At 62.9% G+C, this 19,272-nt stretch carries 28 protein-coding genes; 1 reads left to right on the top strand and 27 read right to left on the bottom strand.

From position 1 onward, the window contains the following. Positions 1 to 8 precede the first annotated feature (8 nt). From secY to rpsL, 26 genes are all read right to left on the bottom strand, one after another. Entirely contained in the window at positions 9 to 1,340 is a 1,332-nt protein-coding gene (gene secY, locus BM374_RS17225) for a preprotein translocase subunit SecY (RefSeq protein ID WP_092294159.1), read from the bottom strand. Positions 1,341 to 1,488: 148 nt separating this feature from the next. Then, positions 1,489 to 1,974 carry a 50S ribosomal protein L15 gene (rplO, locus tag BM374_RS17220; protein ID WP_092294157.1) on the bottom strand — a complete coding sequence of 162 codons (486 nt, stop codon included), beginning with the start codon at positions 1,972 to 1,974 and terminating at the stop codon, positions 1,489 to 1,491. Positions 1,975 to 2,049: 75 nt separating this feature from the next. Beyond that, a complete protein-coding gene (gene rpmD / locus BM374_RS17215; RefSeq protein WP_092294155.1) occupies positions 2,050 to 2,256 on the bottom strand; it encodes a 50S ribosomal protein L30 in 207 nt (68 codons plus the stop codon). Positions 2,257 to 2,281: 25 nt separating this feature from the next. Then, a complete protein-coding gene (rpsE, locus tag BM374_RS17210; protein ID WP_092228454.1) occupies positions 2,282 to 2,878 on the bottom strand; it encodes a 30S ribosomal protein S5 in 597 nt (198 codons plus the stop codon). A gap of 44 nt (positions 2,879 to 2,922) precedes the next feature. Continuing rightward, positions 2,923 to 3,285, bottom strand: coding sequence for a 50S ribosomal protein L18 (gene rplR, locus BM374_RS17205; protein ID WP_025036986.1), 363 nt, complete (start codon positions 3,283 to 3,285; stop codon positions 2,923 to 2,925). Positions 3,286 to 3,296: 11 nt separating this feature from the next. Then, positions 3,297 to 3,830 carry a 50S ribosomal protein L6 gene (rplF, locus tag BM374_RS17200; RefSeq protein WP_092294153.1) on the bottom strand — a complete coding sequence of 178 codons (534 nt, stop codon included), beginning with the start codon at positions 3,828 to 3,830 and terminating at the stop codon, positions 3,297 to 3,299. Between the two features lie 16 nt (positions 3,831 to 3,846). Then, positions 3,847 to 4,245 (bottom strand): 30S ribosomal protein S8, encoded by a 399-nt coding sequence (gene rpsH, locus BM374_RS17195; RefSeq protein ID WP_015685407.1) that lies wholly within the window; start codon positions 4,243 to 4,245, stop codon positions 3,847 to 3,849. Between the two features lie 14 nt (positions 4,246 to 4,259). Then, positions 4,260 to 4,565: a 30S ribosomal protein S14 gene (rpsN, locus tag BM374_RS17190; protein WP_057745473.1), complete on the bottom strand. Its 306-nt coding sequence runs from the start codon at positions 4,563 to 4,565 to the stop codon at positions 4,260 to 4,262. Positions 4,566 to 4,611: 46 nt separating this feature from the next. Continuing rightward, positions 4,612 to 5,169 carry a 50S ribosomal protein L5 gene (gene rplE / locus BM374_RS17185; RefSeq protein WP_092294151.1) on the bottom strand — a complete coding sequence of 186 codons (558 nt, stop codon included), beginning with the start codon at positions 5,167 to 5,169 and terminating at the stop codon, positions 4,612 to 4,614. Continuing rightward, entirely contained in the window at positions 5,162 to 5,476 is a 315-nt protein-coding gene (rplX, locus tag BM374_RS17180; RefSeq protein ID WP_024342453.1) for a 50S ribosomal protein L24, read from the bottom strand. Before rplX ends, rplE begins: the two co-directional genes overlap by 8 nt. Beyond that, positions 5,476 to 5,844, bottom strand: a complete 369-nt coding sequence (rplN, locus tag BM374_RS17175) for a 50S ribosomal protein L14 (RefSeq protein ID WP_007603030.1) — start codon at positions 5,842 to 5,844, stop codon at positions 5,476 to 5,478. The genes rplX and rplN overlap by 1 nt, the downstream gene beginning before the upstream one ends. A 96-nt stretch (positions 5,845 to 5,940) precedes the next feature. After that, positions 5,941 to 6,189, bottom strand: a complete 249-nt coding sequence (gene rpsQ, locus BM374_RS17170; RefSeq protein WP_057745481.1) for a 30S ribosomal protein S17 — start codon at positions 6,187 to 6,189, stop codon at positions 5,941 to 5,943. Positions 6,190 to 6,202: 13 nt separating this feature from the next. Continuing rightward, positions 6,203 to 6,409: a 50S ribosomal protein L29 gene (rpmC, locus tag BM374_RS17165; RefSeq protein WP_027520957.1), complete on the bottom strand. Its 207-nt coding sequence runs from the start codon at positions 6,407 to 6,409 to the stop codon at positions 6,203 to 6,205. 4 nt (positions 6,410 to 6,413) lie between these two features. Then, entirely contained in the window at positions 6,414 to 6,827 is a 414-nt protein-coding gene (gene rplP / locus BM374_RS17160) for a 50S ribosomal protein L16 (protein WP_008136349.1), read from the bottom strand. Positions 6,828 to 6,857: 30 nt separating this feature from the next. Beyond that, positions 6,858 to 7,583, bottom strand: coding sequence for a 30S ribosomal protein S3 (gene rpsC, locus BM374_RS17155; protein WP_092294149.1), 726 nt, complete (start codon positions 7,581 to 7,583; stop codon positions 6,858 to 6,860). Positions 7,584 to 7,601: 18 nt separating this feature from the next. After that, on the bottom strand, positions 7,602 to 7,991 hold the full coding sequence (gene rplV / locus BM374_RS17150; protein ID WP_057745488.1) for a 50S ribosomal protein L22: 390 nt from the start codon (positions 7,989 to 7,991) through the stop codon (positions 7,602 to 7,604). A gap of 10 nt (positions 7,992 to 8,001) precedes the next feature. Beyond that, positions 8,002 to 8,280, bottom strand: a complete 279-nt coding sequence (rpsS, locus tag BM374_RS17145) for a 30S ribosomal protein S19 (RefSeq protein ID WP_008136357.1) — start codon at positions 8,278 to 8,280, stop codon at positions 8,002 to 8,004. Between the two features lie 12 nt (positions 8,281 to 8,292). Next, positions 8,293 to 9,126 carry a 50S ribosomal protein L2 gene (gene rplB, locus BM374_RS17140; RefSeq protein ID WP_092294147.1) on the bottom strand — a complete coding sequence of 278 codons (834 nt, stop codon included), beginning with the start codon at positions 9,124 to 9,126 and terminating at the stop codon, positions 8,293 to 8,295. A gap of 12 nt (positions 9,127 to 9,138) precedes the next feature. Further along, the gene (locus BM374_RS17135; protein ID WP_092294145.1) at positions 9,139 to 9,441 is read right to left on the bottom strand and encodes a 50S ribosomal protein L23; all 303 of its coding nucleotides are present in this window, start codon (positions 9,439 to 9,441) and stop codon (positions 9,139 to 9,141) included. Further along, a complete protein-coding gene (rplD, locus tag BM374_RS17130; RefSeq protein ID WP_011088150.1) occupies positions 9,438 to 10,058 on the bottom strand; it encodes a 50S ribosomal protein L4 in 621 nt (206 codons plus the stop codon). Before rplD ends, BM374_RS17135 begins: the two co-directional genes overlap by 4 nt. A 1-nt stretch (position 10,059) precedes the next feature. Further along, positions 10,060 to 10,776, bottom strand: a complete 717-nt coding sequence (gene rplC, locus BM374_RS17125) for a 50S ribosomal protein L3 (protein WP_092294142.1) — start codon at positions 10,774 to 10,776, stop codon at positions 10,060 to 10,062. Positions 10,777 to 10,828: 52 nt separating this feature from the next. Beyond that, on the bottom strand, positions 10,829 to 11,137 hold the full coding sequence (gene rpsJ, locus BM374_RS17120; RefSeq protein WP_002712302.1) for a 30S ribosomal protein S10: 309 nt from the start codon (positions 11,135 to 11,137) through the stop codon (positions 10,829 to 10,831). An 81-nt stretch (positions 11,138 to 11,218) separates the two neighbouring features. After that, a complete protein-coding gene (tuf, locus tag BM374_RS17115; protein ID WP_080137239.1) occupies positions 11,219 to 12,409 on the bottom strand; it encodes an elongation factor Tu in 1,191 nt (396 codons plus the stop codon). A gap of 40 nt (positions 12,410 to 12,449) precedes the next feature. Continuing rightward, complete coding sequence (fusA, locus tag BM374_RS17110) at positions 12,450 to 14,522, bottom strand: elongation factor G (protein ID WP_092294140.1); 2,073 nt, start codon at positions 14,520 to 14,522, stop codon at positions 12,450 to 12,452. A 33-nt stretch (positions 14,523 to 14,555) separates the two neighbouring features. Next, complete coding sequence (gene rpsG, locus BM374_RS17105) at positions 14,556 to 15,026, bottom strand: 30S ribosomal protein S7 (RefSeq protein WP_092294138.1); 471 nt, start codon at positions 15,024 to 15,026, stop codon at positions 14,556 to 14,558. A 15-nt stretch (positions 15,027 to 15,041) separates the two neighbouring features. Beyond that, complete coding sequence (rpsL, locus tag BM374_RS17100) at positions 15,042 to 15,413, bottom strand: 30S ribosomal protein S12 (protein WP_007603006.1); 372 nt, start codon at positions 15,411 to 15,413, stop codon at positions 15,042 to 15,044. Positions 15,414 to 16,080: 667 nt separating this feature from the next. On the opposite strand from rpsL, the gene BM374_RS17095 reads away from it, so the two are divergent. Then, a complete protein-coding gene (locus BM374_RS17095) occupies positions 16,081 to 17,334 on the top strand; it encodes an FAD-dependent oxidoreductase (RefSeq protein WP_092294136.1) in 1,254 nt (417 codons plus the stop codon). On the opposite strand, the gene BM374_RS17090 is transcribed toward BM374_RS17095, so the two are convergent. Beyond that, entirely contained in the window at positions 17,247 to 19,271 is a 2,025-nt protein-coding gene (locus tag BM374_RS17090) for an ABC transporter ATP-binding protein (protein ID WP_092294134.1), read from the bottom strand. The two genes, BM374_RS17095 and BM374_RS17090, sit on opposite strands and share 88 nt — an antisense overlap. Position 19,272: the final 1 nt, after the last annotated feature.

Below are 19,272 nucleotides of genomic sequence, written 5' to 3'. Positions count from 1 at the left end.
GGAGGGCTCTACCTGCGGCGGCCCCGCAGCTTCGACTTGCGGATCAGGCCTTCATACTGATGGGCCAAGAGATAGCCCTGCACCTGCGCCACCGTATCCATGGTCACGCTGACCACGATCAACAGCGAGGTACCGCCGAAGTAGAACGGCACCGAGGCATAGGAGATCAGGATTTCCGGGATCAAGCAGACGATCGCCAGGTAAATCGCGCCGAGTACGGTGATGCGCGACAGCACGTAGTCGATATATTCCGCAGTGCGCTCGCCCGGACGGATGCCCGGGATGAAGCCGCCATGCTTCTTCAGATTGTCCGCCGTCTCGGTCGGGTTGAACACGATCGCGGTATAGAAGAAGGCGAAGAACACGATCAACGCGAGATAGAGGATCAGGAACAGCGGACGGCCATGGCCGAGCTGGGTCGTGATCCACTGGAACCATTCAGGCCCCTTGCCGGCGTTGAAATTCGCGACCGTCGTCGGCAACAGCAAGAGCGAGGACGCGAAGATCGGCGGGATCACGCCTGAGGTGTTGAGCTTGAGCGGCAGATGCGAGGACTGACCCTCGAACATCTTGTTGCCGACCTGGCGCTTCGGATACTGGATCAGCAGCCGGCGCTGGGCCCGCTCCATGAATACGATGAAGGCAATCACGGCGACCGCCATCACGATCACGATCAGGATCAAAGGGGTCGACAGCGCGCCCTGACGGCCGAGCTCCAGCATGTTGGCGAGTGCTGCGGGCAGCTCGGCGACGATACCGGAGAGAATGATCAGCGAGATGCCGTTGCCGATGCCCCGCGAGGTGATCTGCTCGCCCAGCCACATCAGGAACATGGTGCCGCCGGTCAGCGTGATGGCGGTCGACAGGCGGAAGAACATGCCGGGGTCGCTGACGACGTTGCCCGCGCCTTCGAGGCCGACCGCGATGCCGTAGGACTGGAACGCGGCCAGGATCACCGTGAGGTAGCGGGTGTATTGGTTCAGCGTCTTGCGGCCCGCCTCACCCTCCTTCTTCAGCGCCTCGAGCTGCGGCGAGACGGTGGTGAGGAGCTGGATGATAATCGAGGCCGAGATATACGGCATGATGTTCAGCGCGAAGATCGCCATGCGGTGGATGCCGCCGCCAGCGAACATGTTGAACATGCCGAGGATGCCGCCCGCCTGCGACTTGAACACCTGCTCCCAGATGTTGGGATCGATGCCGGGCAGCGGGATATAGGTCCCGAGCCGATAAACGAGCAGCGCACCCAGGGTGAACCAGATGCGCTTCTTCAGTTCGTCGGCCTTGGCAAACGCGCCGAAATTGAGGTTGGCTGCCAGTTGTTCCGCTGCTGAGGCCATATTGGACTTTCTCCCGCCGCCTTTTGCGCCGTCATACCCGCGGCCGGGCTATTGGGCGGACGCCGGACATTATCTGGTGCTCGGCTTCGATAAGTCCATCGTCCCGCGTGCGTAAAGGCCCGCGAGGCGCGGACCAATGACGCAGTTGTTACGCCGCCTCGCCTTCTTCCTTGGCCGGGGCGAGGATCTTCACCGAACCACCGGCCCTCTCGACCGCGTCGATCGCGGACTTGGTGGCGCCGTGCACTTCGATGTTCAGCTTGGCCTTGAGCTCACCGCGACCGAGCAGCCGCAGGCCAGCCTTGGCGCGGCGCAGCACGCCCGCCTTCACAAGAGCCTCGACGTTCACGACACTACCGGTGTCGAGCTTCTTGGCATCGACGGCGTCCTGGAGACGATCGAGATTGATCTCGGCGTACTCGACGCGGAAGATGTTGTTGAAGCCGCGCTTGGGCAGGCGGCGATGCATCGGCATCTGACCGCCCTCGAAACCCTTGATGCGCACGCCCGAACGCGCGGTCTGGCCCTTGCCGCCGCGGCCGGACTGCTTGCCCTTGCCCGAACCGATGCCGCGGCCGACGCGCATGCGCTTCTTGCGCGAGCCGGCGTTGTCGGCGATATCGCTGAGCTTCATCGCCCTTCTCCTTGTGTCTTGCGCATGATCTGCACCGAAAACCGGTGCCCACTTTTCGGGATCATGCGCCGTTTCTTACTTCTCGTCGACGATGCGGACGAGATGGTGAACCTTTTCGATCATACCGCGAACCGCCGGGGTGTCTGGCAGTTCGCTGGTGCGGCCGATCTTGTTGAGCTTGAGCCCGATCAGCGTCGAACGCTGCGAGTGATGGCGGCGGATCGCGCTGCCGGTCTGCTCGAGCTTGATCGTCTTTGCGGACTTAGCGGCGTCCTTGGCCATCGTGGTCTACTCCGAAAAGCGTTGGTTAGTCCGCAGCCGCCTCGGCATCGCCGCCGACGCGACGACCCTGGAGGGTGGACACCTTGATGTTGCGGCGCGCCGCGACCGAACGCGGGCTGTCCTGGTGCTTCAGCGCATCGAAGGTCGCGCGAACCATGTTGTACGGGTTCGAGGAGCCGATCGACTTCGCCACCACGTCCTGGACGCCGAGCGTCTCGAACACGGCGCGCATCGGACCACCTGCGATGATGCCGGTACCGGCGGGAGCTGCACGCAGATAGACACGGCCCGCGCCATGACGGCCGGCGATGTCGTGATGCAGGGTACGGCCCTCGCGCAGCGACACGCGGGTCAGGTTGCGCTTGGCGGACTCGGTGGCCTTGCGGATCGCCTCAGGCACTTCGCGCGCCTTGCCATGACCGAAGCCGGCGCGGCCCTTCTGATCGCCGATCACGACCAGCGCTGCGAAACCGAAGCGCTTGCCGCCCTTGACGACCTTGGCCACGCGGTTGATGTGGACGAGCTTGTCGACGAACTCGCTGTCGCGCTCCTCGCGCTCCCTGCGTTCACGTCCGCCGCCGCCGCGTTGATCGCGTCCACCACGTTGTTCGCGTTCTGCCATTTTTCCAATCCTTCAGAGGCTTGCGCCTCAATCCTCAAATTCTGTTAGAAGCTCAGCCCGCTCTCACGCGCTGCGTCGGCGAGAGCCTTGACGCGCCCGTGGTAGAGGTAGCTGCCGCGATCGAACACGACTTCCTTGACGCCCTTCTCGGCGGCGCGCTCGGCCAGCAGCTTGCCGACCGCCTTCGCCGCATCGATGTCGGCGCCGGTCTTGCCGCCGTCGCGCATCGCCTTCTCGAGCGACGAGGCAGAAGCCAGCGTCTCGCCCTTCAGGTCATCGATGACTTGGGCATAGATGTGCTTGGACGAGCGGAACACCGACAGACGCGGACGACCACCAGCGGAGCGGCGCAGCTTCAGCCGCACACTCCGCTTGCGCCGGGCATTCGTAACCTTGGCTTTGGACATGACCGGCTCCGTTACTTCTTCTTGCCTTCCTTGCGGAAGATGAATTCGCCCACATACTTCACGCCCTTGCCCTTGTAGGGCTCCGGCGGGCGATAAGAGCGGATCTCGGCGGCAACCTGGCCGACGCGCTGGACGTCGCTACCGGTGACCGTGATCTCGGTGGGCTTCGGCACGGTGATCGTGATCCCTTCGGGGATCGGGTAGATCACGTCATGGCTGTAACCGAGCGCGAGCTGCAGGTTCTTGCCCTGCATCGCGGCGCGGTAACCGACGCCGGTGATTTCGAGCTTCTTCTCGAAGCCCTTGGTGACGCCTTCGACCAGATTCGCGACCTGGGCGCGAGCGGTGCCGTAAAGGGCGCGCGCGCGGTTGGTCTCGGCCCGCGGCGCGACCTTGATCTGGCCGCTCTCGAGCTTCACTTCGACGTCGTCGTGGACGACGAACTGAAGCTGGCCCTTCGGCCCCTTCATCTTGACGGTCTGCCCATCGACGGTCGCGGTCACACCGGACGGCACCGCCACAGGCCTTTTGCCAACTCGTGACATGGATGAAAAATCCTTCTCAGAACACCGTGAAGAGGACTTCGCCGCCCACGTTCGCTTCGCGCGCACTGTGGTCGGCCATGATCCCCTTCGGCGTCGACAACACCGAAATACCGAGTCCGTTATTGACCCGCGGCAGGTTCTTCACCGAGGCGTAAACGCGGCGCCCGGGCTTGGAGACACGTTCGATCTCGCGGATGACGGGCTCGCCGTCGAAATACTTCAACTCGATCTCGATCTCGCTGCGGCCCGAGGAATGCTCGAGCGTCGCATACCCGCGGATGTAGCCCTCGCTCTTGAGCACTTCGAGGACGTTCTCGCGCATCTTCGAGCCGGGCGTGGACACCTTGCTCTTGGAACGCATCTGCGCGTTACGGATGCGGGTGATCAGATCGCTGATTGGATCGTGCGTAGACATCTAAACGACCCTCCTTACCAGCTCGACTTCACGAGGCCCGGGACCATGCCCTTGGAGCCAAGGTCGCGCAGCGCGATACGGGACAGCTTGTTTTTGCGATAGTTCGAGCGCGGGCGGCCCGACAGCTCGCAACGCAGGCGGATGCGGGTGGCCGACGAATTACGCGGCATTTCCGCAAGCTTCAGGGTGGCGGCGAACCGCTCCTCCATCGGCAGCGTCTTGTCGGCGATGATCGCCTTCAACCGCTCGCGCTTCGGGGCGGCGTTCTTCACCATCCGCTTGCGCCGGTTGTTCTTCTCGACTGAACTCTTCTTTGCCATGCTTGGCTCCTGGGTATCCGCGTTTGAGAGGCCTTAGGTCAGCGTCTCACTGCCGGAACGGGAAATTGAAAGCGGTCAACAAGGCCCTCGCCTCTTCGTCGGTCTTGGCCGTGGTGCAGACGGTGATGTCCATACCGCGGGCTTCCGTGACCTTGTCGAAGTCGATCTCGGGGAAAATGATGTGTTCCTTGATGCCGAGCGAATAGTTGCCGCGGCCGTCAAAGCTCTTCGGATTCAGGCCGCGGAAGTCGCGGACGCGCGGCAGCGCGACGTTCACCAGGCGATCGATGAACTCGTACATGCGGGCCTTGCGCAGCGTGACCTTGCAGCCGATCGGCTGGTTCTCACGGAGCTTGAACGTCGCGATCGCGATGCGCGAATAGGTCACGATCGCCTTTTGGCCGGCGATCTGGGTCAGTTCGGCAGCGGCGGTCTCGGCCTTCTTGCGGTCGTTGACGGAATCGCCAACGCCCATGTTCAGCACGACCTTGTCCAGGCGCGGAACCTGCATCACGTTCTGATAACCGAACTTCTCGGTCATCGCCGTGCGAATCTTCGCGTCGTATTCCGCGCGCAGGCGCGGGGTGTAAGCGGCCTCAGCCATCGATCTCAGCTCCCGAGCTCTTGGCGATGCGAACCTTCTTGCCGTCCGCCAGAATCTTGAATCCGATGCGGGTCGGCTTTCCGTCCTTGCCGACATACGCGATGTTGGACAGTTGGATCGGCGCCTCTTTCGAGATGATGCCGCCCTCCTGGGCCTGCGTCTGCTTCTGGTGACGCTTGACCATGTTGATGCCCCGCACCAGCGCCGTGCCGGCGTCGGGGCGGACTTCGAACACTTCACCGGTGCGGCCCTTGTCGCGGCCGGTCAGCACGACGACCTTGTCGCCCTTGCGGATCTTCGCAGCCATCACAGCACCTCCGGCGCGAGCGAGATGATCTTCATGTGGTTCTTCGCACGCAGCTCGCGCGGCACGGGCCCGAAGATACGGGTGCCGACCGGCTCGGACTGGTTGTTGATCAGAACGGCGGCGTTGCGGTCGAAGCGGATGACCGAACCGTCGGCACGGCGGATGTCCTTGCGGACACGCACCACGACGGCCTTCATCACGTCGCCCTTCTTCACCTTGCCACGCGGAATGGCTTCCTTGATCGAGACGACGATGATGTCGCCGATCGTGGCGTAGCGGCGCTTGGAGCCCCCGAGCACCTTGATACACATGACACGGCGTGCGCCAGAATTGTCGGCCACGTCGAGGTTGGTCTGCATCTGAATCATTGATGCACCTCGTCCTCTTTCTCTTTGCGCCAGCCTAGCCGGCGCTCAACATTTCCCTGAAGTCGGTCGGCCAAATGAACGGCCAAGCCCAACAGATCAGGCGCTTTTCTTGTGTTCGCCCCGGATCACGATCCAGCACTTCAACTTCGAAATCGGCTTGGTCTCTTCGATCCAGACCATGTCGCCCGGCTTGAACTCGTTGTTCTCGTCGTGCGCGTGGTAGTTCTTCGAACGGCGGATCGTCTTCTTGTAGATCGGATGCGTGAAGCGGCGATCGACGCGCACCACGACGGTCTTGGCAGTCTTGTCGCTGACGACCACGCCTTGCAAAGTACGTTTCGGCATATCCGTTAGCCCCTTACTTCTTCTTCGCGCGCTGCTGCGCAGCGACAGTCTTGATCCGGGCGATGTCGCGGCGAGCTTCGCGCAGGCGCGAGGTGTTCTCGAGCTGCCCGGTGGCACGCTGGAAGCGCAGGTTGAAGCGCTCCTTCTTCAGGTTCAGGACGGCATCGTCCTGCTGGTCGGGGCTCATCGCGCGGATGTCTTCGATCTTCATCTGGGCCATGCCATTACTCCGCAATGCGCTCGACGAAGCGCGTCTTGATCGGCAGCTTGGCGGCCGCCAGCGTCAGCGCTTCACGCGCCGTCTGGGTGTTGACGCCGTCGATCTCGAACAGCACCCGGCCCGGCTTGACGCGGGCAACCCACAGTTCCGGCGAACCCTTGCCGGAGCCCATGCGGACTTCGGCCGGCTTCTTCGACACCGGAACGTCGGGGAACACGCGGATCCAGACGCGGCCGGCGCGCTTCATGTGGCGGGTCAGCGCGCGGCGGGCGGCCTCGATCTGACGCGCGGTGACGCGCTCAGGCTCGGTCGCCTTCAGGCCGAACTGGCCGAACGCCAACGTCGCGCCCGAAGACGCGACGCCGTGGATGCGGCCCTTATGCGCCTTCCGGAACTTCGTTTTCTTAGGTTGCATCATGGCTTTAAGCCCTCAAATTCTCAGTGCAGATCAGGCTGCAGCCGTGTCGCGGCGCTGACGGCCACCACGATCGCTGCTGCCACCCGTCTCGCCTTCGGCCATTCTCTTGTCCTGGGCCATCGGATCGTGCTCGAGGATCTCGCCCTTGAAGATCCAGACCTTGACGCCGCAGGTGCCGAAGGTCGTGAACGCGGTCGCAACGCCGTAGTCGATGTCGGCGCGCAGCGTGTGCAGCGGCACGCGACCTTCGCGGTACCACTCCATGCGCGCGATCTCCGCGCCGCCCAGACGACCCGAGCAGTTGATGCGGATGCCTTCCGCGCCGAGACGCATCGCCGACTGAACGGCGCGCTTCATGGCGCGGCGGAACGCCACGCGGCGCTCGAGCTGCTGCGCGATCGACTCGGCCACCAGCGTCGCATCGAGCTCCGGCTTGCGGATTTCGACGATGTTGATGACGACGTCGGACGAGGTGATGTCCGCGACCTTCTTGCGAAGCTTATCGATGTCGGCGCCCTTCTTGCCGATCACCACGCCCGGACGGGCCGAGTGAATGGTGACGCGGCACTTCTTGTGCGGACGCTCGATCACGATGCGGGCGACGGCCGCCTGCTTGAGCTCCTTGTGCAGGATCTCACGGATCTTGACGTCCTCGTGCAGAAGCTTGCCATATTCCTGCTTGCCTGCGAACCAGCGGGAATCCCAGGTCCGGTTGATGCCGAGACGCAGACCGATCGGATTGATCTTTTGACCCATCGTTTTCTCCTGCGACCCTTAAGCCGCTGCTGCTTCGGCTTCGACCTGACGAACAATGATCGTCAGCTGCGAAAATGGTTTGTAGACACGGCCCGAGCGGCCACGGCCGCGGGCGGCAAAGCGCTTCATCACGAGGCCGTTGCCGACGAAGGCCTGCGCCACGACGAGATCATCGACGTCGAGGTCGTGGTTGTTCTCGGCATTTGCGATAGCCGATTCCAGGCACTTCTTCACGTCGACTGCGATCCGCTTGCGCGAAAACTGCAGGTCGGCGAGCGCAGCGGAAGCTTTCCGGCCGCGAATGAGCTGGGCGACCAGGTTGAGCTTCTGCGGGCTCACCCGCAGCATCCGGGCGACCGCCTTGGCCTCGTTCTCGGCGAGGCTCCGTTCGCGCTTAGGTTTGCTCATCGTTTGATCCTCAAGCCTTCTTGGCTTTCTTGTCGCCGGAGTGGCCATGGAAGGTCCGCGTCGGCGAGAACTCGCCGAACTTGTGACCGACCATTTCCTCGTTGACGGCCACCGGCACGTGCTTCTGACCGTTGTAGACGCCGAAGGTCAGGCCGACGAATTGCGGCAGGATCGTCGAGCGACGGCTCCAGATCTTGATGACGTCGTGACGGCCGGACGCGCGCGCGGCATCTGCCTTCTTGAGCAGAGAACCCTCGACGAACGGGCCTTTCCAGACTGAACGAACCATGTCCGTCGTTCCTTACTTCTTCCGCTTGTGGCGGCTTAGGAGAATGAATTTGTTGGTCGACTTGTTGGTGCGGGTCTTCTTGCCCTTGGTCGGCTTGCCCCACGGAGTGACCGGGTGACGACCGCCCGAGGTACGACCTTCACCACCGCCGTGCGGATGGTCGATCGGGTTCATGGCGACACCGCGGTTGTGCGGGCGACGGCCCATCCAACGCTTGCGACCGGCCTTGCCGATCGAGGTGTTCATGTGGTCCGGGTTCGACACCGCACCGATCGTGCCGCGGCAACGGCCGTGCACCAGGCGCTGCTCACCCGAGTTCAGGCGGATGATCACGTAATCCTGGTCGCGACCGACCAGCTGGGCGTAGGTGCCGGCGGAACGAGCGAGCTGGCCGCCCTTCCCGATCTTGACCTCGATGTTGTGGATGATCGTGCCGACCGGCATGTTGCCGAGCGGCATGACGTTGCCCGGCTTCACGTCGACGTAATTGCCGGCGACGATGGTGTCACCCACGGCCAGGCGCTGCGGCGCCAGGATGTAGGCCTGCTCGCCGTCCTGATACTTGATCAGGGCGATGAAGCCGGTGCGGTTCGGATCGTATTCCAGCCGCTCGACGGTCGCGGGAACGTCGATCTTCTCACGCTTGAAGTCGACGGTGCGCAGCGTCTGCTTGTGACCGCCGCCGCGGAAACGCACCGTGATGCGGCCGGTGTTGTTGCGGCCGCCCGAGGACTTCTTGCCTTCGGTGAGCGCCTTGACCGGCTTGCCCTTGTAGAGCGCCGAACGATCGACCATGACCAGCTGGCGCTGGCCGGGCGTCGTGGGATTGAATGTCTTCAGTGCCATCGTCGTACGACCTTACAGACCGGTGGTGACGTCGATCCGATGGCCCTCTTCGAGGGTCACGATCGCGCGCTTGGTGTTCGACTGCGAGCCGAGATTGCCGCGGAAGACCTTGACCTTGCCCTTGCGGACCAGCGTGTTGACGCTCTTCACCTTGACGTCGAAGAGCTTCTCGATCGCTTCCTTGATCTGCGGCTTGGTCGCCTTGGCGGCCACCTTGAACAGGACCTTGTTGTGCTCGGACGCCAGCGTCGCCTTTTCGGTGACGACCGGAGCGACGATCACGTCGTAATGCCGGGCCTCGATGTTCTTCGTCATTTGAAGCGCGCCTCCAGCGCATCGATGGCGGCCTTGGTCAGAACGAGCTTCTGACGGCGCAGGATGTCATAGACGTTGATGCCCTGGATCGGCAGCACGTCCATGTTCGGGATGTTGCGGGCCGCGGCGGCAAAGCCGTTGTTGAGCTCGGCGCCGTCGATGATCAGCGCGTTGGTCAAGCCGAGGCCCGAGAAATGGCCGAGCAGCGCCTTGGTCTTGGCGGCTTCCAGCGCGGCCTTGTCGATCACGAGCAGATCGCCGTCCTTGGCCTTGGCCGAGAGCGCATGCTTGAGAGCGAGCGCACGGACCTTCTTCGGCAGGTCGGTGGCGTGCGAACGCACGACCGGGCCGAAAGCACGGCCGCCGCCGCGGAACTGCGGCACGCGGGCCGAACCGTGACGCGCACCGCCGGTGCCCTTCTGCTTGTACATCTTCTTGCCGGTGCGCCAAATCTCGGCGCGGCCCTTGGCCTTGTGCGTGCCGGCCTGACGCTTGTTGAGCTGCCACTGCACGCAGCGTGCAATGATGTCCTGGCGCGGCTCGAGACCGAAAATGGCATCGGACAGCTGGACCGAGCCGGCTTCCTTACCCTCGAGGGTGGTGACCTTCAATTCCATCTCACGCACCCTCTTGCTGGGCCGCAGCCTCGGCTTCGCCGCCCGCAACCTTGAACTTGCCGGGCTTCGGAGCTTCCTTCGGCAGCGGCTTCTTGACGGCGTCGCGCACGCGGATCCAGCCGCCCTTGGAGCCGGGAACGGCGCCTTCGACGAGGATCAGGCCGCGCTCGACATCGGTCTGGACGACGCGAAGATTGAGCGTGGTGATGCGATCGACACCCATGTGGCCGGGCATCTTCTTGTTCTTCCAGGTCTTGCCGGGGTCCTGACGACCACCGGTAGAACCGATCGAACGGTGCGACACCGACACACCGTGCGTGGCGCGCAGACCGCCGAAGTTCCAGCGCTTCATACCGCCGGCGAAACCCTTACCGACCGAGGTGCCGGTGACATCGACGAACTGGCCGACGACGAAGTGATCGGCGAGGATCTCGGCGCCCACGGGGATCATGGCATCCGCGGACACGCGGAACTCCTCGACCTGCCGCTTCGGCTCGACTTTGGCGACCGCGAACTGGCCGCGCTCCGCCTTGGGCATGTACACGGTCTTGCGGCTGCCAGAACCAAGCTGGAGCGCGACGTAACCGTTCTTCTCTTCAGTGCGGTGGCCTACGACCTGGCAATTGCCGAGCTTCAGCACGGTCACGGGGATATGTTCGCCGGCCTCTGTAAAGACCCGCGTCATCCCGACCTTTTGTGCGATCACTCCGGAGCGCATCGGCGTGCTTCCTGTTCTTTCTGTCCGCTAACCGCGAACGTGATCCAAAATCTTAGAGCTTGATCTCGACGTCGACACCAGCGGCCAGGTCGAGCTTCATCAAAGCATCGACGGTCTGCGGGGTCGGATCGACGATGTCGAGCAGACGCTTGTGAGTGCGCATCTCGAACTGTTCGCGGCTCTTCTTGTCGACGTGGGGCGAACGGTTGACGGTGAACTTCTCGATGCGGGTGGGCAGCGGAATGGGTCCGCGGACCTGCGCACCGGTGCGCTTCGCCGTGTTCACGATCTCGCGGGTCGACGTATCGAGGATACGATGGTCGAACGCTTTGAGACGGATGCGAATATTTTGGCCGTTCATTGCCGTGTCTCTCTTCGTTGGGTGGCGAATAGCGAATAGCGAATGTCACCATTCGCTACTCGCCGATCCCTATTCTCGTAATTACTCGATGATCGAAGCGACGACGCCGGCGCCGACGGTGCGGCCACCTTCGCGGATCGCGAAGCGGAGCTTCTCTTCCATCGCGATCGGCACGATCAGGTGCACTTCCATCGCAATGTTGTCGCCCGGCATCACCATCTCGGTGCCTTCCGGCAGGTGCACGACACCGGTCACGTCGGTGGTGCGGAAGTAGAACTGCGGACGGTAGTTGGTGAAGAACGGGGTGTGGCGACCGCCCTCTTCCTTGGTGAGGATGTAAGCCTCAGCCTTGAACTTGGTGTGCGGCTTGACCGAACCCGGCTTGGCGAGAACCTGGCCGCGCTCGACGTCCTCACGCTTGGTACCGCGCAGCAGCGCGCCGATGTTGTCGCCGGCCTGGCCCTGATCGAGCAGCTTGCGGAACATTTCGACGCCGGTGACGGTCGTCTTCTGGGTCGCACGGAGACCGACGATCTCGATTTCCTCGCCGACCTTGACGACACCGCGCTCGACACGACCGGTCACGACGGTGCCGCGGCCCGAGATCGAGAACACGTCTTCAACCGGCATCAGGAACGGCTGGTCGATCGGACGCTCCGGCTGCGGGATGTAGCTGTCGACGTTCTTCATCAGTTCGATGATGGCGTCGTGGCCGAGCTTCTTGTCCGAGTCTTCGAGGGCAGCGAGAGCCGAACCCTTGATGATCGGGATCTTGTCGCCCGGGAACTCGTACTTCGAGAGCAGCTCGCGGACTTCGAGCTCGACGAGCTCGAGCAGCTCCGGATCGTCGACCATGTCGCACTTGTTGAGGAACACGACGAGCGCGGGCACGCCGACCTGGCGGGCAAGCAGGATGTGCTCGCGGGTCTGCGGCATCGGGCCGTCAGCGGCAGACACGACCAGGATCGCACCGTCCATCTGGGCGGCGCCGGTGATCATGTTCTTCACGTAGTCGGCGTGGCCGGGGCAGTCGACGTGGGCGTAGTGGCGGTTCGGCGTCTCGTACTCGACGTGCGCGGTCGAGATGGTGATGCCGCGCGCCTTCTCTTCCGGCGCCTTGTCGATCTGGTCGTACGCGGTGAACGTCGCACCGCCGGCTTCGGCGAGAACCTTGGTGATCGCCGCGGTCAGCGACGTCTTGCCGTGGTCGACGTGACCGATGGTGCCGATGTTGCAGTGCGGCTTGGTACGTTCAAACTTTGCTTTGGCCATTTGACTCTCCGTTCAATCGTCAGCTTTAAACCGACGACAATCAGGCAAACTTCTTTTGGACTTCCGCCGACACGTTAGCCGGCGCTTCTGCGTAGTGATCGAACTGCATGGTGAAGGTCGCGCGACCCTGGCTCATCGAGCGCAGGTTGTTCACGTAACCGAACATGTTCATGAGCGGCACCATCGCGTTGATGACGTTGGCGTTGCCGCGCATGTCCTGACCCTGGATCTGACCGCGCCGGGAATTCAGGTCGCCGATGACCGAGCCGGTGTAATCTTCCGGGGTCACCACTTCGACCTTCATGATCGGCTCGAGCAGGACGGACTTGCCCATCTGCAGCGCTTCGCGGAAGCAGGCGCGCGAGGCGATTTCGAAGGCGAGCGCCGACGAGTCGACGTCGTGATACTTGCCGTCGACCAGCTGCACCTTGACGTCGACCACGGGGAAGCCCGCGACAACGCCCGATGACAGCACGCTCTCGAGGCCCTTCTCGACGCCGGGGATGTATTCCTTCGGCACCGCACCGCCGACGATCTTCGATTCGAACTCGAAGCCCTTGCCGGGCTCGTTCGGCTCGACGATGAACGACACCGCCGCGAACTGGCCGGTACCGCCGGTCTGCTTCTTGTGGGTGTAGCTGTGCTCGACGCGCTTGGTGATGCGCTCACGGAACGCCACCTGCGGCGCGCCGATGTTGGCATCGACCTTGTAGGTACGCTTGAGGATGTCGACCTTGATGTCGAGGTGGAGTTCGCCCATGCCCTTGAGGATGGTCTGGCCGGACTCGTGGTCGGTCGACACGCGGAAGGACGGATCCTCCGCGGCGAGCTTGGCCAGCGCCACGCCCAGCTTCTCCTGGTCGGCCTTGGACTTCGGCTCGATCGCGATCTCGATGACCGGCTCGGGGAATTCCATCTTTTCGAGGATCACCTGCTTGTCGGGATCGCACAGCGTGTCACCGGTGCGCGCTTCCTTCAGGCCAGCCAGTGCGACGATGTCGCCGGCATAGGCTTCCTTGATGTCTTCGCGGTTGTTCGCATGCATCAAGAGCATGCGCCCGATGCGCTCCTTCTTCTCGCGGGTCGAGTTCACGACGCCGGTGCCGCTCTGCAGAACGCCGGAGTAGATGCGGCAGAAGGTGATGGTGCCGACGAACGGATCGTCCATGATCTTGAACGCGAGCAGAGCCAGCGGCTCCTTGTCGTCCGCCTTGCGCACGACTTCGTTGCCCTTGTCGTCGGTACCCTTGATCGCGGGCACGTCGAGCGGCGACGGCAGATAGTCGACGACGGCGTCGAGCAGCGGCTGCACGCCCTTGTTCTTGAAGGCCGAGCCGCACAGCACGGGATAGAACGCGCCGGTGAGCACCGCCTTGCGGATCAGGCGTTTCAGGGTCGCCTCATCGGGCTCCTTGCCGTCGAGGTAAGCGGCCATGGCGTCGTCGTCGAGCTCGACGGCGGCTTCCACCATCTTCTCGCGGTATTCCTTGGCCTGGTCGACGAGATCTTCCGGAATATCGACATAGTCGAACTTCGCGCCGAGCGACTCGTCGTTCCAGACCACGCCCTTCATCTTCACGAGGTCGACGAGACCCTTGAAGTTGTTCTCGGCACCGATCGGAAGCTGGATCGCGACGGGCTTGGCACCCAGACGGTCAACGATGTCGGCCAGACACTTGAAGAAGTCGGCGCCGATCTTGTCCATCTTGTTGGCGAAGACGATGCGCGGAACCTTGTACTTGTCGCCCTGGCGCCAGACGGTCTCGGTCTGGGGCTCGACGCCCTGGTTCGAGTCGAGCACGCAGACGGCGCCGTCGAGCACGCGCAGCGAACGCTCGACTTCAATGGTGAAGTCGACGTGGCCGGGAGTGTCGATGATGTTCAGACGCTTGCCGGCCCAGAACGCGGTGGTCGCAGCCGAGGTGATCGTGATGCCGCGCTCCTGCTCCTGCTCCATCCAGTCCATCGTCGCGGCACCTTCGTGCACTTCGCCGATCTTGTGGCTCTTGCCGGTGTAATAGAGGATGCGCTCGGTCGTCGTCGTCTTGCCGGCGTCGATATGCGCCATGATACCGAAGTTACGGTAGTCCTCGATGGCATGTTGGCGGGGCATAGGGTGTTCCTTGCGAGTCCGTTGGTTTCGCCGTTACCAGCGATAATGCGAGAAGGCGCGGTTGGCTTCCGCCATGCGGTGCACGTCTTCACGCTTCTTGACGGCGTTCCCACGGTTGTTCGACGCATCGAGGAGCTCGGCCGAGAGCCGCTCGGTCATCGTCTTTTCATTGCGCTCGCGCGCGGCCGAGATCAGCCAGCGGATGCCCAGGGCCTGACGACGGGTCGAGCGAACCTCGACCGGAACCTGGTAGGTCGCGCCGCCGACGCGGCGGGAGCGCACTTCGATCGTCGGCATGACGTTCTCGAGCGCCTGCTCAAATACGCCGAGCGGGTTCTGCTTGGTCTTGGATTCGATGAGACCGAACGCGCCGTAGACGATACCTTCGGCGACCGACTTCTTGCCGGCGTACATCACCGAGTTCATGAACTTCGTGACGATGATGTTCCCGAACTTCGGATCAGGAAGAACTTCGCGCTTTTCCGCTGAGTGGCGACGAGACATTGAGCTGGTTCCCGCTTACTTCGGACGCTTCGCGCCGTACTTCGAACGACGCTGCTTACGGTTCTTGACGCCCTGGGTATCCAGAACGCCGCGGAGGATGTGGTAGCGCACGCCGGGCAAGTCCTTGACACGGCCGCCGCGGATCATGACCACCGAGTGCTCCTGGAGGTTATGGCCTTCACCCGGGATGTAGCCGATCACCTCGAAACCGTTGGTCAGACGCACCTTGGCGACCTTACGAAGCGCCGAGTTCGGCTTCTTCGGGGTCGTGGTGTAGACGCGGGTGCAAACACCACGCTTTTGCGGCGACTGCTGCAGCGCCGGCACCTTCTTGCGCGACTTCTGCACTTCACGCGGTTGAGCGATCAGCTGGTTGATCGTCGGCATCCTGGCCTTACCCTTTGTTATCGCGACCCCTTCCGGGCCCGCTGTCTTGCCGCGGCCCGTTGCCGGAGCCGCAAATTCTTGTCGCGCTACCCGCCCGACGGGGCCCACCTCGCACGGAACAATCCGCACAAAGCGAAATCGCGCCAACCGCTCAATCACTGAGCGGAAAGCGCTTCGACGCCACAGAGGACCGCAGTATTTAGGCCGGTCAGCTCGAAGCCGCGGCCCGCGCACTGAGGTCATGCATCCGAATTCGACCTCAAGAGAACTGGCTCGAGAGACCTAGAATCGCACTGGCATTGCCTAGCTATTATCGACAGCGTTTGAGCGGCATTCGTCGAGGTTGGTGCCCGTCTAGCGACCCCTGGGGATCAACGGGTGGCCCGTTCCGACGCTGGCGATGCTCACCGCCTGTCGTTAAGTGAGGCGCTTTCTATAAGTGAGAATCGATCAAGTCAAGGCGAAACGACAGCCACAAAGCGCTTCTCGCGCCTTGCGAAATTGCCCACCCGACGCCCGCCCGGCTGGATCCGAATATGGGAGGGAAGACCCCGTCTCTCAAGTCCTAGCAAATTATGCCCGGGTAAAACATACTTTTATAACCACCGCTAAGGCTTTTTTTCCTGTTGATGCGTCAATCTGTCCATCCCCGGCAGAGACAAGCGCCATGCGGTACACGGATATTGCCATCGTCGGCGGGGGACTTGCCGGTTCAACCGCTGCCGCGATGCTCGGGCGAGCCGGCATTTCGGCAATGCTGATCGACCCGCACCAGACCTTTCCGGCCGATTTTCGTGTCGAAAAGCTTAGCGGTCACGGACAAATCGAGCGATTCCAGCGGAGCGGAATCGCCGACTCGGTCCTGCGCCGAGCGACGTTTACCGGCGAGAACTGGATCGCGCGTTTCGGCCACCTCCTCGACAAGGCGCCGACGCGGCAATTCAACATTCGCTATGATTCCCTGGTCAATGCGATCCGCGACGAGATTCCTGAGACGGTCGAGCGGATCTGGACCAAGGCGATGGCCGTCGAGACCAGTCCGGAGCGGCAGAGAATCGCCCTCGCCAGTGGCGAGACGATCTCGGCTCGTCTGGTCGTGCTCGCCAATGGCCTGAACGTCGGCCTTCGCCACCAGCTTGGCATCAGGCGAACTATTGTCAGCACCTGCCATTCGATCTCGATCGGGTTCGACGTAGAGCCGGCCGGCCGGAATTCGTTCGACTTCCCGGCCCTGACCTATTTCTCGGAGCGGCCGAGCGACCGCATCCCCTACATCTCGCTATTTCCGATCGGCACGCGGATGCGGGCCAATCTGTTCGTCTATCGCGGCTTCGACGACCCCTGGCTGCACCAATTTCGCCGTGCGCCGGCCGAGACATTGAACGCCGTCCTGCCGCGGCTCAAGCGCATCACTGGCCCCTTCGACATTGTCGGCGACATCAAGATTCGTCCGGTCGATCTCTATATGAATGACGCCAGTCACCAGCCGGGTGTGGTGCTGGCGGGCGATGCTTTTGCGACCTCATGTCCCGTCGCCGGCACCGGCTGCGACAAGGTGTTCACCGACGTTGAGCGGCTCTGTAACGTCCACATCCCGCAATGGCTGGCATCCGACGGGATGAATGCGACCAAGATCGCCGCCTTTTACGCCGATCCGGTCAAGCTGGCCTGCGATCAATGGTCTGCGGCGAAAGCCTTCGATTTCCGCTCGGTTTCGATTGCGACGAGCCCCTACTGGACCGCGCAGCGCTGGGCGCGCTTCATGGCGTGGTCGGCCCAAGGATTGTTGCGGCGGCTTGGCGGAGCGATTCATCTGGAGCCGAACTTCCTCGGTCACTCCTCCTCGTCATCCTCGTCCTCATCATCCTCGTCGAGGTCGTCCTCGTCGTCTTCGTCATCATCGCTGTCGACGTCGGCCTGAGCGGCCGCGCCGTGGGGCTGGTGGATCTGGTCATTCCACAGCTTGCGATAGGTGCCGTTTCTCGCAAGCAGCTCGGCATGCGAGCCGCGTTCGATCGCCCTGCCCCCTGAAATCACGATGATCTCGTCCATCTCGACCACCGACGTCAGACGGTGGGTCGACCAGATCATGGTGCGTCCCTTGGCGACTTTCAGCAGCGTGCGATTGATCGCCGCTTCCGTGGTCTGGTCGAGCGCCGAAGTGGCTTCGTCCAGCAGCAGCACGGAGGGGTTCCGGATGATCGCGCGCGCGATCGCGATACGCTGGCGCTGGCCGCCCGACAGCGTATCGCCGCGCTCGCCGACCGGCGTATCGTAGCGCTGCGGCAGGCTCGTGATGTAACGGTGGATCTCGGCCTTCTTGGCGGCCTCCTCGACCTCCTCGTCGGTCGCGCCCTCTTTGCCGAGCCGGATGTTCTCGCGGATCGACATGTTGAACAGCATGTTCTCCTGGAACACCACCGCCATGCTCCGACGCAGCGAATCCAGCGTGACCTTGCGGACGTCGACTCCATCGATGGTGACGCGCCCCTCGTCCGGGACGTAGAGTCGCAGGATCAGATTGAGCAGCGTGCTCTTGCCGGAGCCCGACGGACCGACGATGGCGATGCGCTTACCAGCATTGAGCTTGAGGCTGAAATTGTCCAGCACCGGCGTCTGGCTGCCTTCGTACTGGAAGGTCACGTGGTCAAAGGTGATGTCGTTGGTGATGCGCGGCAGGTCGGGCGCACCGGGGCGATCGGCGCCGCGCGTGGGCTCGTCGAGCAGCTCCTGGATGTGACGGATTGCGGCGGCCGAGGAGATCGACACCGGGATGAAGTGCATCACGTGGGCGATGTTGTAGGAGACCTCCCAGAACGCGCTTTCGAAGGTGACGAAGGTACCGATGGTGATCTGGCCCTTGGTCGCAAGATAAGCGCCGATCGCGAGCACGACGAGATGCAACAGCAGCACCGAGATGGTGACCGTCCGTTCTACCATCGTCGACAGGAATCCGGCCGCGGCAATCCGGTCGCGGGTCGCGTCGTTGCGGAAGGTGAAGAAGCCGAACATCTTGCGCTGCAGGCTGAACGCCTTGATCACGGCCTGCGCCGCCACGTTCTCCTGCACCATGCCGAGCAGCGCGCTTTCGTTGAGCTTCTGCTCGTAATTGGCCTGCACCGCCTTCGGGGTCAGGATGCGCGGGCCGATCAGCGTGATCGGAAACACCAGCAGCGCGACCACCGCGAGCTGCCAGTTCAGGAACAGCATCAGGATGATGCCGGCGATCAGCTCCAGGAAGGGCAGCGCGGCGCTGTTGGTGAAGGTCTTGACCGAGCCTTCGAAGGCCGAGAGGTCGACCGAGAAGCGCGACAGGATCTCGCCGCGCTTGGTACGGCCGAAATAGGCCGCCGGCAGGTCCTGAACGTGCTCGAACAGGCGCTTGCGGACGTCGGAGATGACGCAAGCCGCCAGCCGCGCGTCCCAGCGCTCGTACCAGACCGCGACGATTGAGGTGAAGATGCCGGCGACCGCGAGCACGCCGAGGATCTTGTACAGCGCCTGAAAGTCCTCCTCGCCGAGCGCGTCGTCGATCAGGAACTTCAGGCTGAGCGGCATGATGACGTTGAACAGCGTCTCGACCAGAACGCCGAACGCCACATAGCCCAGGATGCGTTTGTAATTGGACAGGAACGGCTTGACGAAACCCAGGATGGTCGCGAGCGCGCCGGCGGCCTCACGGGCGGTAAAGACGACGAGATCCTCGTCATCATCGTCGTCGAGCTCAAGCTCGTCGTCGTCCTCCTCCTCGTCGTCTTCAAGCTCGGGCTCGTGAGCGGCAGCGAGCTTGTTCTCGAGCTCGGCTGCCTCTTGCGCGGCGAGCTTTTGTTTGTCGGGAGAGAGAGGCCTGGATGCCATG

It is taken from the genome of Bradyrhizobium sp. Ghvi, assembly GCF_900115265.1.
GTDB lineage: Bacteria > Pseudomonadota > Alphaproteobacteria > Rhizobiales > Xanthobacteraceae > Bradyrhizobium.
This window is presented reverse-complemented; position numbering and strand designations above follow the sequence as displayed.